The organism is Arthrobacter sp. ISL-28 (assembly GCF_018613875.1).
Lineage (GTDB): Bacteria > Actinomycetota > Actinomycetes > Actinomycetales > Micrococcaceae > Arthrobacter.
Genome location: NZ_JAGGPJ010000037.1, coordinates 37926 through 50241 on the forward strand (window position 1 = coordinate 37926; position 12316 = coordinate 50241).

The following is a 12316-nucleotide window of genomic DNA, read 5'->3' on the forward strand; positions in this document are numbered from 1 at the left end:
AGCTTTGCACCGGTTGCTTGAAGCACGGTCATCCTTTGCAGTCCGGCCGTGATTACATCCACTCTAGGTCACAATCTGCCCGAGAGGTGGAAACCGGACGCCGGTGCCGTCCAAAAAAATCTGAACCGCACCGGCGCCGGGGACAGCTGCTCCTACCTGGCAATCGCCTGGGGCTTGATCTTGCGGGAGTCGAGCACCTGGTCGATCAGGCCGTAGTTCATCGCCTCTGCCGCGGTGAGGATCTTGTCCCGCTCGATGTCGTTGTTCACCTGTTCCGGGGTCCGTCCGGAGTGCTTGGCCAGAGTGTCCTCCAGCCACGAGCGCATCCGCATGACCTCAGCCGCCTGAATCTCCAGGTCGGACGCCTGGCCGCCCTGGCCACCTGACAGCGAGGGCTGGTGGATCAGTACGCGTGCGTTGGGCAGGGCAAGCCGCTTGCCCGGCGTTCCTGCGGCGAGCAGCACGGCCGCGGCACTGGCGGCCTGGCCGAGGCACACGGTCTGGATTTCCGGCCGGATGTACGTCATGGTGTCGTAAATCGCGGTCATGGCCGTGAAGGAGCCGCCCGGCGAGTTGATGTAGAGCGTGATGTCGCGGTCCGGGTCCGTGGATTCCAGCACGAGCAGCTGCGCCATGATGTCATCGGCGGAAGCGTCGTCGACCTGCACACCGAGGAAGATGATGCGGTCCTCGAACAGCTTGGTGTAGGGGTCCTGGCGTTTGAAGCCGTACGGCGTGCGCTCTTCGAACTGGGGCAGCACGTAGCGGCTGGTCGGTAGGTTGCCGGCAGTCGAGCCGAAATTGTAGTTCATGTTCTTACTCCTGGATTCAGTTCGCTCAGCGTGCCGGTTTAGCTCTGGGCCGTTCCGCCACCGCCGGCTACCGAGCCGGCGTGTGCGGAGATCTTGTCAAAGAAGCCGTATTCCAGTGCTTCGATTGCGGTGAACCACTTGTCACGGTCGTTGTCCCTGAGGATGGTGTCCACCGTCTGGCCGGTCTGCTCGGCCGTCAGCTCGGCCATGACTTTCTTCATGTGCAGGATCAGTTCGGCCTGGATCTTGATGTCCGAAGCCGTGCCGCCGATGCCGCCGGACGGCTGGTGCATCAGGATGCGGGCGTTCGGAGTGGCATAGCGCTTGCCCTTGGTCCCGGAGGACAGCAGGAACTGGCCCATCGAGGCAGCAAGCCCGGTAGCCACGGTGACGACGTCGTTGGGGATGAACTGCATGGTGTCGTAGATCGCCATGCCCGCCGTCACGGAGCCGCCGGGAGAGTTGATGTAAAGGTAGATGTCCTTGTTCGGGTCCTCTGCGGACAGGAGCAGCAGCTGGGAGCAGATGGCGTTCGCGTTTTCGTCGCGGACCTCGGAGCCAAGCCAGATGATGCGCTCTTTCAGCAGTCGGTTGTAGATGTAGTTGTCCTGGGCTGCCGGATCGACAGTTGCCATGCGGGGCGCCCCTGCTTGCTGTGACATGTGTACTTACCTCTCGCTGGTGACGGTGACATCACTGAACTTCACTACTTGGACACTAACCGCTTTCGCAGCCGTTTTGTTCGTCTGAATCGCACTGTTCGCTGACGGCGCACCACTGCCGCAGGCCGCCGCCGTGGCCCCTTCCGCCACCCAAAACTCTTAAACGGAGCAGCCCCCGGATCCATGGATCCGGGGGCTGCCGTCACGCTGGCAGAACGGTGCTGCAGCGACTAGAACTTCGCAGCTGCGGGATCGTCGCTGGGGACAACCTCGGCGGCCTCTTCCGCGGCTTCTGCCTCGGCGGCCTCGGCTTCTTCCTGGCCGGCAGGGCGGACGAAGTCGCTGAGGTCAACCTTGTTGCCCTCGGAGTCCGTGACCTCCGCCTGACCGAGGACGACGGCCAGTGCCTTGCGGCGGCGGACCTCGGAAACCATCATGGGGACCTGGCCGCTCTGATCGATGATCTGGGCAAACTGGTTCGGGTCCATGCCGTACTGGCTGGCCGTGGTGACGATGTAGTCGATCAGCTCGTTCTGGCTGACGCCGACTTCTTCCTTTTCAGCGATGGCGTCGAGGATGATTTCGTTCTGGAAGGCGCGTTCGGTGTTGGCCTTGACCTCCGCGCGGTGCTCCTCGGTGTCGTGCTCGCCCTCACCGTGGGAGTTCTCAGCCTTGAAGTGGGTCTCCATCTGCTCTTCGACGACGGATTCCGGAACGGGAACCTCGATGAGCTCAACGAGCTTGTCCAGGACCTTGTCGCGGGCTTCGACGCCCTGCTCCACGATCTTGGAGTCGGCTGCCTGCTTGGCGAGGTCCTCGCGCAGCTCAGCCAGTGTGTCGAATTCCGATGCCAGCTGGGCGAAGTCGTCGTTTGCCTCGGGAAGCTCGCGCTCCTTGACGGACTTGACCACTACCTTGACCTGGGCGGCTTCGCCGGCGTGGTCGCCACCAACGAGGGTGGTGTCGAAGATGGCGTCCTCATCGGCGCTCAGGCCGGTGACTGCCTCATCCATGCCCTCGAGCATGGTGCCGGCGCCGACCTGGTAGGACAGGCCCGAAGCGGAGTCAACCTCGGCACCGTCGATCGTTGCCGTGATGTCGATGGTCAGGAAGTCGCCGTCGGCCGCCGGGCGGTCCACGGACTTCAGCGTGCCGAAGCGGCCGCGCAGCTCATCGAGAGCCTTGTCCACGTCGGCTTCAGAGGACTGGGCGGAAGCCACCTCGACCTTGAGGCCTGCGTAGTCCGGGAGTTCAATCTCCGGGCGGACATCAACCTCGGCGTGGAACTTGAGTTCGCCGTCAGTTGCGGAAGGATCCGGAACCTCGGTGATCTCAACCTCGGGACGGCTCAGGGGGCGGATGCCCGATTCCTGCACAGCGGCCTGGTACCACCCGTTGAGGCCTTCGTTGATGGCGGTCTCCAGCACGTAGCCGCGGCCGACGCGCTGGTCGATCAGCTTGGAGGGAACCTTGCCCTTGCGGAAGCCAGGGACCTGGATCTGGGAAGCAACAGTCTTGTATGCCTCTTCGATGCTGGGCTTCAATTCCTCAAAGGGGACCTCAACATTGAGCTTGACCCGCGTGGGGGTGAGGTTCTCGACAGCGCTCTTCACAGTCTAAGTACTCCTGGTTTTGTTGGATGGGGTTAACGCGATTCTCTGCCCGAGCCATGGGCCCGGGCCACAGAGTCGGGGTGACAGGATTTGAACCTGCGACTTCCTGCTCCCAAAGCAGGTGCTCTAGCCAAGCTGAGCTACACCCCGTAATGCACAGGACAGTCTACGTTCATACCTGCCGGGTTTGCACATTTGACACGTGGGGCATGAATTAGGTTTAGTTATATCCGGCTTCAACAGCCAGCCCGAAGATCCGCAGTTGCGACCCAGCGGCCCATACGCCGCGCACTGCCTTCCCTCGGGGACGTAGCTTAATGGTAAAGCCTCAGTCTTCCAAACTGATTACGCGGGTTCGATTCCCGTCGTCCCCTCCACGAAAGGGGCCCCTCTGCGAGGGGCCCCTTTTCATCGCCCCGCTTTTCGATGCATGACTTTTTCATCGCGGCGACGCCAGGCTCAGGCCGGACGTTGGCATGACGGGCACCAGTAAAGTTTGCGGGCAGCGTGCTCGGCCAGGGCCACGGCCGTGCCGCAGATGCGGCAGGGCTGCCCGTGGCGGCGGTAAACGAAATGCGCGTCCTCGGCGGGCGGCAGCGAACTCCTATCGCCCCAGAAAGCCGCCGTCGTGGTGACGATCCTGCCGTCGCGGACGCCGTCGGCCATCACCGCCGCCGTGTCATCCCAGAGGAGGCCCGTCGCCTCCGCCGTGAGTTCCCGGCCGGGAAGCATGGGGTCGATGCGCTGGCGGAAGAGGACTTCAGCCCGGTAGACATTTCCGACGCCGGCGATCACCTTTTGGTCCATCAGCAGCGAGGCCAGCGGGGTCCTGCGGGCGGTAATCCGCCGGATGAAGTCGGCACGGCTGTTATGCAGCGGATCAGGAGTGCGCAGCGGGTCAGGACCGAGCCGCCGCAGGACCGCCTCGGCCTCGGCCTCGGTGATGGCAGCGCAGGTGGTGGCACCGCGCAGGTCGGCCCAGCCGTGGTCGCCGACCAGGCGGACCCGCACAGCGCCCACCGGCTCTGGCGGGCCGGCATAACGAGTGTCGCCGTCGGGCACGGCAATGCCGGGCACTTCGCGCTCCCCCACCTTGCGCGGCGCCCCGATGCTGGAGGCGCCGCGGAACTCGCGGTCGCCGCCGAAGTCCCAGGCGCCGTACAGGCCAAGATGGACGTGCAGCACCATTCCGTGCTCAAAATGCAGGAACAGATGCTTGCCGTGCGCATCCGAGTCCACCAGCGTGTGGCCGTCCAGCAGTGCCGCGCCGGCCGCGAAACGTCCCTGCGGACTGGAGACGGCTAACCGCTCGCCGGCGAAGACGTCCCCGAACTGGCGGGCGAGCCGGCGGATGGAATGCCCCTCGGGCACTACTCGACAACCTCGCCGGTGGTTTCGTAGGCTGCGATCTTGCCGATCCGGCGGATGTGGCGTTCGTCGTTGCTGAAGGGCTCCTGCAGAAACGCCTCGATGAGGGCGGTGGCCTCGTCAACGCTGTGCTGCCGTCCTCCCACCGCCACGACGTTCGCGTCATTGTGCTGGCGTGCCAGGACGGCGGTGGAGTGGTTCCAGGCGAGGGCGGCACGGGCGCCCTTGACCTTGTTGGCAGCGATCTGCTCGCCGTTCCCGGAACCTCCCAGCACGATGCCCAGCGCGTGCACGCCGGCCTGCTGGTCCGCCACGACGGCGAGTGCTGCATTGATGCAGAACGACGGGTAGTCATCCAGTGCGTCGTATTCCTTGGGCCCATGGTCCACCACGTCGTAGCCCTTGGCTGAGAGGTGGCTGACCAGGTGGGCGCTCAGCTCCATCCCTGCGTGGTCGGTGGCGATGTGGACCCGCGGGAATGCAGGAGTTGTGGTCACGGTAGCTTCCGTTCAATCATGAGCACCGGGGCGCGGCCGGGCTGGTACAGGTCAAATCAACAGATCCAAGAGTACTAGGTGCATCTTCCCGGGCTAGGAGTCTGCGTCGCCCTGGGAAGGAGAAGGGCCTTCCCCCCGTGCCCGCGCGGCCACCCGCGTGAGTACTTCCGCGAGGCGCTCCGCCGATGCCGAGTTCCCGCCGCTCACCGCCAGGCGGTGGCCATCGGTCTTGCGCACGACGACGGCGGGCCCGCTGCTCACGAGCACGGCTGCTGTTCCGCCGTGGTTGCGGTAGCCCCAGCCGCCATAGTCGGCCGCCCGGACGTCCGCCGGAGCGGCAGCCGAGATGGCCGCCGCGGGCACGTCCACCACCCGAAGTACCCCGGCAACGAAAACCCTGAGTCCGCTGCGGTCCGCCGTGACACGCGCGAACAGAAAGGCCGCACCGATGATGGCTGCGGCAACGAGCAGGGCACCCAGCCAGGGAACGGCAATGGAAATGAGTAAGGCTGGGAACAGGCTCGCAATGCCGATCATGACAAAGACGGAGCTGCGGGCGTGAACCCATAATCTGATCGAGTCGGTGGCCAGCTCGGGATCAAGTTCCAGTTCCAGGGCCTGCTGCAGGGCGCGGTCATCTTCCGGCGTCCACTGCTGGTCCGCCTTGAAAACGAATCCCATGATGACGCCAAGCGAGAGAGCGGCCCCGCTCCCCATGGCCAGCACGATGAGGTCCACTTCGGAATCCCGGGCGTCGGCCACACCGGCCTGGCCCACCAGGCCCGCCGCGAGCACGCTCGTCACGAACAGGCTCACCGTCAGGCCCGCGCCCATCATGATGCGCCGCATCACCGTGGGACGCGAAACGGGGACGGCCTGCAGGAGCACAAGCCACCCGGTCAGGACGATCATGGCGGCCCCGCCCCCCACATAGGCGGCAAACGGCGCAAAACTGGCGCCGCCGCCGTCGTCCCACCGGACTGCCAGAGGATCCGGAAGATCGGGCCGCAGCAACATGGCGCTCACCGCGAAAGCGACCGCCAGCAGTATGGGAAACCCTATTGCGAAGCGCAGCGCCTTGATGTCCACCGATTCGAGGAACTTTCCCATGCGTTAACGCTACCCCCGCAGCCTCGCTGCCGGGGACCGGGAAAGTGATCCAGGCAACTTGCCAAAGACCCGGGAAATGAAAGAATGGCTTCACAGTAACGACCACCACCCTCCGGAGGCACAATCTTGCCTGGCATGAACCTGACGCGCGCCGAAGCACGCGAACGCGCCGATCTGATCAACGTCGATTCCTACCATGTCACCCTGGACCTGACCAGGGGCGAGAACGTCTTCGGTTCCACCACCACGGTAAATTTCAGCGCCGCGGCCGGATCCTCCACGTTCATCGACGCCGTGACGGACGCCGTTCACAGCGTGACGCTGAATGGCCGGGAACTGGACCCTTTCGAGGTTTCGGACGGCATCCGCATCCAGCTCCCGGACCTTGCTGGGCAGAACGAGCTCACAGTAGTGGCCGACGCTCCCTATATGAACACCGGCGAGGGGCTGCACCGCTTTGTTGACCCGGTGGACGGTGAGGTTTACCTGTACACCCAGTTCGAGGTGCCGGACGCGCGCCGCATGTTCGCCGTCTTCGAGCAGCCGGACCTCAAGGCCACGTTCAAGTTCACGGTGACGGCGCCGTCACACTGGGACATTGTCTCGAATTCCCCCACCCCGTCGCCGGTGTCGACATCCCCCGGACCAGAGGGTGCTGCCCGTTCCATCTGGGAGTTCGCCCCCACGCCGCCACTCTCTTCCTATGTCACCGCGCTGATCGCCGGCCCCTATCAGTCGGTGCGCAGCGATGTGACGGGCTCCGACGGCCGTGTCATTCCGCTCGGAGTGTTCGCCCGGAAGTCGCTCATGCAGTACCTGGACGCGGACAACATCTTCGAACTGACCCGCCAGGGCTTCGAATTCTTCGAGGCGCAGTTCGGCTGCCCCTACCCGTTTGAAAAGTATGACCAGCTCTTCGTGCCGGAATTCAACGCCGGCGCCATGGAAAACGCCGGGGCCGTGACCATCCTGGAAGGCTACGTTTTCCGCGGCAAGGTTCCCGAAGCACAGGTGGAGCGCCGCGCCATCACGGTCCTGCACGAACTGGCGCATATGTGGTTTGGCGACTTGGTGACGATGCGCTGGTGGAACGACCTCTGGCTCAACGAATCCTTTGCGGAGTACATGTCCCACCTCGCCGCCGTGGAGAATACTAAGTTCCAGAGCGCCTGGACCACCTTCGCCTCAGTGGAGAAATCCTGGGCCTACCGCCAGGACCAGCTACCCACGACCCACCCGATTTTCGCCGAGATCAATGACCTCCAGGACGTGGAGGTCAACTTCGACGGCATCACCTACGCCAAGGGCGCCTCCGTGCTGCGCCAGCTCGTGGCCTGGGTGGGGCCTGAGCAGTTCATGTCCGGGGTCCGCGAATACTTCGCCAAGCACGCCTGGCGCAACACGGAGCTGGGCGATCTCATGATCGAGCTGGAGAAGGCCAGCGGACGGGACCTGGACCAGTGGGGACACCTCTGGCTGGAAACGGCAGGGGTGAACACTCTCGAGCCCGAGCTGACCCTTGATGCGGACGGCACCATTTCCGGGTTCGCCATCCTCCAGTCGGCCGTAGCCGAGCAGCCGACCCTCCGGCCGCACCGGCTCGCCGTAGGGTTCTATGACGTCACGGACGAGGGAAAGCTCGAGCGCGTCCACCGTGAGGAGCTCGACGTCGACGGCCAACGCACCGACGTGCCGGCGCTCGCCGGGCTGCGGCAGCCGGACCTCATCCTGCTCAACGACGACGATCTCGCCTACGCCAAGGTGCGGCTTGATGAGAAGTCGCTGGCCACTGCCAAGTCGCATCTGAAGGACTTCCGGGAGAGCCTCCCCCGCACGTTGGTCTGGGGTTCGGCCTGGGACGCCGCCCGCGACGGCGAGACCCCGGCGCGCGGCTACGTGGACCTGATCCTGGCCAACATCGCCGCTGAAAGCGACTCGTCGGTGATCCTGGTCCAGCTGCGCCAGCTGGCTACCACGCTGACCTTCTATGTGGCCGAGGAACACCGAGAAGCCACCATGGTGGCGGCCGGAGACCGGCTCTGGGATCTCGCCTCGGCGGTGCCCGGGGGTTCGGATGCCCAGCTGCAGTTCGTGAAGTCGTACGCGCTGCTGGCCCGGAGTGGACAGCAGCTGGACACCGTTGCCGGGCTTTTGGAGGGCTCCGTCACGCTGCCCGGGCTGACGGTGGACCAGGACCTGCGCTGGGAACTTGTGGCATCCCTCGTGGTCGGCGGACGGGCCGGGCAGGAGCAGATCGACGCCGAGCTTGCACGGGACAACACCTCCAGCGGGCAGAATGCGGCCGCGCTGGCAGAGGCCGCCATCCCCACGCCCGAGGCCAAGGCAGCGGCCTGGGAGTCAATCGTGGTCACAGGCGAGCTTTCCAACGCCATCCAGGCTTCGGCCGTCGCCGGCTTCACGAGGGTGCTGGACACCGCCCTGCTCGAGCCGTACTCGGAGAAGTACTTCCAGGCGGTTCCGGGGATCGTTGCTGAGCGCACTCACGCGCTCGCCCAGCAGATCGTCGTCGGGCTGTACCCGGCGCAGTTGACCACACAGGCGACCGTGGACCGGACGGACGACTTCCTTGCGGCGCTTCCGGAGGACAGCGCGGCGCTGCGCCGCATGATGCTGGAAAACCGAGACGGCGTTGCGAGGGCGCTGCGGGCACGCGCGGCTGATATCTAGGAGCAGGCATGTAGGTATAGCGGGCGCCCGGCACCGCGGGCGCCCGTCACCGGCGTCTAAACTGGCGGCATGGCCCTTGACGAGCACCACTATTCGCTGACTGTTCGCTGGACCGGCAACTTGGGAAGCGGCACGTCGTCCTACCGGGAGTACTCCCGGGACCACGATGTCGAAATTCCCGGGCTGCCGGTCCTCAAGGGCTCCGCCGACCCCACGTTCCATGGAGACCGCTCGCGGTACAACCCGGAACAGCTGCTGCTCACGGCGCTCGCGCAGTGCCACATGCTGTCCTTCCTGCACGTGGCGGTGCGGCACGGCGTCGTCGTCCAGTCCTATGAGGACCATGCCACAGGCACAATGCGGCTCAACCGGGATGGCAGCGGCCAGTTCGAGAGCGTGACCCTCCGGCCGCAGGTGACGGTGGCTGAGCCGGTCCCCGCAGATCTTGCCGAGGAGATGCACCGGCAGGCCAACGCGGTGTGTTTCATCGCCCGCAGCGTAAATTTCCCCGTGATGCACGCTCCTGTTACCACAGCGGCCGGAAGCAAGCCACCGGCATAATCCCGCTACCCTTAAAAGGGAACAGAGCCCACACCGCCGCGCGGACGCCGGCGGAACCATCCGGCTGGCGCCGGAGAGCAACAAGGAGCATCCCTACAGATGTACAGCATGTTTACAACGCCTTCCGCCTCGTTGGAACCCGACGGGTTCAATGTCGCCGGAATCGCGATCAGCCTCGGCGCTGGCGTCCTCCTGTGGCTGCTGGCGAGCTTCCTGATCTCCCGGATCACCAAGCGGGTCGCCAGCGGAACAACGCTTTTCAAGAAGCCGCATTTCCGGTGGGTCGCTCCCGCGCTGCGTGCCCTGGACCATGAACGGCGGGTTCAGCGGGCCAACACCATCGGGTCGCTGCTGAACAGCGTGATCGGCGTGGTCCTCGCCGTCATCACCAGCATCTATGTGCTCAAGAACCTCGACGTCGATGTGGCACCGCTGCTGACCAGCGTCGGTATTCTCGGTATCGCCATCGGCTTTGGCGCCCAGCAGCTCATCCGCGACTTCCTGGCCGGCATCTTCATCACCATCGAGGACCAGTACGGGATCGGCGACATCATTGAAACCAGCGAAGTCGTGGGCGTCGTGGAGTCGATCGGGCTGCGGATCACGCGCGTCAGGGACGAGAACGGCGCCATCTGGTACCTGCGCAACGGCGAAATCCTCCGGGTGGGCAACCGTTCGCAGGGCAATTATGTGGCTCCCGTGGAGGAGCCGGACGCCGGGCCGCTCGAAGCTGAAGCACAGCACGGACCGCAGCAAAAGGCCGGAGAATAGCCATGACCCTGCCCACTCCCTCTGAACCCAATGCGCCCCGGCAGCTGATGCGCAATGATCCTTTCAGCCAGCCCGGGTACACCGACAACTTCTACGACGCCGTGGGTGGCCACGAGACCTTCGTGAAGCTCATCGATGTGTTCTATGACGGCGTGGCGACCGACCCGCTGTTGCGGCCGATGTATCCCGAGGAGGACCTCGGCCCGGCAAAGCGGCGGTTCCTGATGTTCCTGGAACAGTACTGGGGCGGGCCCACTACCTACGGCGAGGAACGCGGCCATCCCCGGCTGCGCATGCGCCACATGCCGTTCCAGGTGACGCCGGAGGCCAAGGACCGCTGGCTGCACCACATGCGCGCGGCCGTGGATTCGCTGGAGCTTCCTCCGCTGTACGAGGGCACCCTGTGGGATTACATGGAGCGGGCCGCGCTCTCCATGGTCAACAGCCCGTCGTCCGCTTCCTAGTTTCCCGCGGAGTTTCGGCTGCCGGCTTCCGTCGGTGCTGACAGCAGGCCGGCACCTGTCCTGGCCAGGACGTGCCCGCGGCTGCCGCTGAGGCGGAACCAGCGACCTGCCCGGTAGAGGCGCTGTTCGTCGTCGCCCAGGAAGCCTAGTGCGAGTGCGGCGAAGGCGGCGCCGGCGGGAAGCCCGGAGCGGCCTTCCAGTTCGCGGCCCCAGACTGCAGCGCGGGCGTTGTTCACGATGAGGGCACCCGGCTTGTCCGGTACGATTCCGGCCACCTCGCCGATGCCCGCCTCGGCGGCCGCCCGCAGCTCGCTGTCGGGAACGGAGCCGATCAGCTCCCAGCCGGCCCGCGGGGCGCCGACGCCCGCCCAGGATTCGGTGACGGTCGACGGCGGGAGCGGCAGCTCGGCGTCGTTCTCCCCTGCCCGGGCCAGCCGGTCGAGGACTGCAGCCAGCGGCACCGTGACGTCCGTGGTGGACGGTTCGGCCAGACCCATGGTTCGGAGTCCAAGGATGGTGGGCGTGGATTCTCCCAGGATCCGGGGCCGGAGCACACAGACGTAGGCGGCCAGGACCGGGCCGGCGGCCTGAAGGCGGATGGCGCCGTCGTCAATGGCTTTGGCGCGGGTGGCGTAGGTGCGGAGATCGGCAAGATCCCGGGGGTCCGCGAAGCGGAAAGACTGGGTGAGGAGATCAGACACATCTAAAACACTACCGGCTGGGGCTCGGTTGAGCGCTGCCGGGCCGACGTCTAGAGTCAAACCATGACTGAAGCGGACGCCGGATTGCAGGAATTACCCACGAACGACCCCACTACGTCCCTGATCGAGCTGCTGGATCTCGGCGAACTTGAGGGTGCCCGCACCGATGAGGACATCTTCATGGGCCCATCCCAGCGTCAGCCGCACCAGCGGGTCTTTGGCGGCCAGGTGCTGGCGCAGTCCCTCATTGCAGGAATGCGAACCGTGGAGGCAGACCGGACGGTGCATTCAATGCACGCTTATTTTCTCCGGCCCGGCGACGCAGACGCGCCCATCACATTCGGGGTGCAGCGGCTGCGGGACGGCCGGTCATTCTCGGCACGCCGGGTCCATGCATACCAGGAGGGCAAGCCGATCCTGTCCATGATCGCCTCGTTCCAGGCCGGGGACGAGGGCATCGAGCACCAGTCCGAGATGCCGGCCGGAATCCCGGATCCGGAGTCCCTCCCCAGCACCGCCGACCTGCTGGGCAAGTTCGACCACCCCGTGGCGCGGCACTGGGCCTATGAACGGCCGTTCGACATCCGACACGTGGATCCCGCCCTCTACGTCGCAGCCACCGGCAAGAAGGAAGCCCGCAATGCCGTCTGGATGAAGACCTTCAGCCGCATGCCGGACGACGCCAATACCCACCGGGCTGCTTTGGCCTACGCCAGCGACTACACGCTGCTTGAATCAATCCTGCGCAAGCACGGGCTGAGCTGGATCACGCCGGGAATGAGCGTTGCCAGTCTGGACCACGCGATGTGGTGGCACCGGCCGGTGCGGGTGGACGAGTGGCTGCTCTATGTGCAGGAATCGCCCAGCGCCCAGGGTGCCCGAGGGCTTGCCACCGGGAAGATCTTCAACCGCGACGGCCTGCATGTGGCGTCCGTGGCCCAGGAAGGCATGGTCCGGGTGCCCACCGATCTGAAGAGCAAGGTGGCGGGTGCCTTCCAGACCAAAGTCCTGCAGCATCAGATGCGCAAGGGCTGAGCGGGACTAGCCCCAATGCCGTTTACTTAGGTGT

12 protein-coding genes and 2 tRNA genes are annotated in these 12316 nt (G+C 65.2%); 6 read left to right on the forward strand and 8 right to left on the reverse strand.

Annotated features, from left to right (window positions below):
* Positions 1-152: 152 nt before the first annotated feature.
* The 4 genes from J7E80_RS21050 to J7E80_RS21065 form a co-directional block, all read right to left on the reverse strand.
* Positions 153-812: an ATP-dependent Clp protease proteolytic subunit gene (locus J7E80_RS21050; RefSeq protein WP_215054161.1), complete on the reverse strand. Its 660-nt coding sequence runs from the start codon at positions 810-812 to the stop codon at positions 153-155.
* A 38-nt stretch (positions 813-850) separates the two neighbouring features.
* Complete coding sequence (locus J7E80_RS21055; RefSeq protein WP_215054173.1) at positions 851-1447, reverse strand: ATP-dependent Clp protease proteolytic subunit; 597 nt, start codon at positions 1445-1447, stop codon at positions 851-853.
* Positions 1448-1704: 257 nt separating this feature from the next.
* Positions 1705-3087, reverse strand: a complete 1383-nt coding sequence (tig, locus tag J7E80_RS21060) for a trigger factor (protein ID WP_215054162.1) — start codon at positions 3085-3087, stop codon at positions 1705-1707.
* Positions 3088-3162: 75 nt separating this feature from the next.
* A tRNA-Pro gene (locus J7E80_RS21065) sits at positions 3163-3237 on the reverse strand.
* 153 nt (positions 3238-3390) lie between these two features.
* Here J7E80_RS21065 and J7E80_RS21070 point away from each other — a divergent pair.
* A tRNA-Gly gene (locus J7E80_RS21070) sits at positions 3391-3464 on the forward strand.
* A gap of 82 nt (positions 3465-3546) precedes the next feature.
* Here the strand turns inward: J7E80_RS21070 and J7E80_RS21075 are convergent.
* From J7E80_RS21075 to J7E80_RS21085, 3 genes are all read right to left on the reverse strand, one after another.
* Entirely contained in the window at positions 3547-4458 is a 912-nt protein-coding gene (locus tag J7E80_RS21075; protein WP_215054163.1) for a DNA-formamidopyrimidine glycosylase family protein, read from the reverse strand.
* The gene (locus J7E80_RS21080; RefSeq protein WP_215054164.1) at positions 4458-4952 is read right to left on the reverse strand and encodes a ribose-5-phosphate isomerase; all 495 of its coding nucleotides are present in this window, start codon (positions 4950-4952) and stop codon (positions 4458-4460) included. Before J7E80_RS21080 ends, J7E80_RS21075 begins: the two co-directional genes overlap by 1 nt.
* Before the next feature lie 93 nt (positions 4953-5045).
* The gene (locus J7E80_RS21085) at positions 5046-6062 is read right to left on the reverse strand and encodes a hypothetical protein (RefSeq protein ID WP_215054165.1); all 1017 of its coding nucleotides are present in this window, start codon (positions 6060-6062) and stop codon (positions 5046-5048) included.
* Positions 6063-6197: 135 nt separating this feature from the next.
* Here J7E80_RS21085 and pepN point away from each other — a divergent pair, with 135 nt between their 5' ends.
* The 4 genes from pepN to J7E80_RS21105 all read left to right on the forward strand — a co-directional run bounded on the left by pepN (position 6198) and on the right by J7E80_RS21105 (position 10546).
* Positions 6198-8750, forward strand: coding sequence for an aminopeptidase N (pepN, locus tag J7E80_RS21090; RefSeq protein WP_215054166.1), 2553 nt, complete (start codon positions 6198-6200; stop codon positions 8748-8750).
* Positions 8751-8819: 69 nt separating this feature from the next.
* On the forward strand, positions 8820-9311 hold the full coding sequence (locus J7E80_RS21095; RefSeq protein WP_215054167.1) for an OsmC family protein: 492 nt from the start codon (positions 8820-8822) through the stop codon (positions 9309-9311).
* Between the two features lie 99 nt (positions 9312-9410).
* A complete protein-coding gene (locus J7E80_RS21100) occupies positions 9411-10082 on the forward strand; it encodes a mechanosensitive ion channel family protein (RefSeq protein ID WP_215054168.1) in 672 nt (223 codons plus the stop codon).
* 2 nt (positions 10083-10084) lie between these two features.
* The gene (locus J7E80_RS21105; RefSeq protein WP_285291894.1) at positions 10085-10546 is read left to right on the forward strand and encodes a globin; all 462 of its coding nucleotides are present in this window, start codon (positions 10085-10087) and stop codon (positions 10544-10546) included.
* On the opposite strand, the gene J7E80_RS21110 is transcribed toward J7E80_RS21105, so the two are convergent.
* Positions 10543-11247: a hypothetical protein gene (locus tag J7E80_RS21110; RefSeq protein WP_215054169.1), complete on the reverse strand. Its 705-nt coding sequence runs from the start codon at positions 11245-11247 to the stop codon at positions 10543-10545. The two genes, J7E80_RS21105 and J7E80_RS21110, sit on opposite strands and share 4 nt — an antisense overlap.
* Positions 11248-11310: 63 nt before the next feature.
* Between J7E80_RS21110 and J7E80_RS21115 the strand changes: the two genes are divergently transcribed.
* Entirely contained in the window at positions 11311-12282 is a 972-nt protein-coding gene (locus J7E80_RS21115) for an acyl-CoA thioesterase II (RefSeq protein WP_215054170.1), read from the forward strand.
* Positions 12283-12316 lie beyond the last annotated feature (34 nt).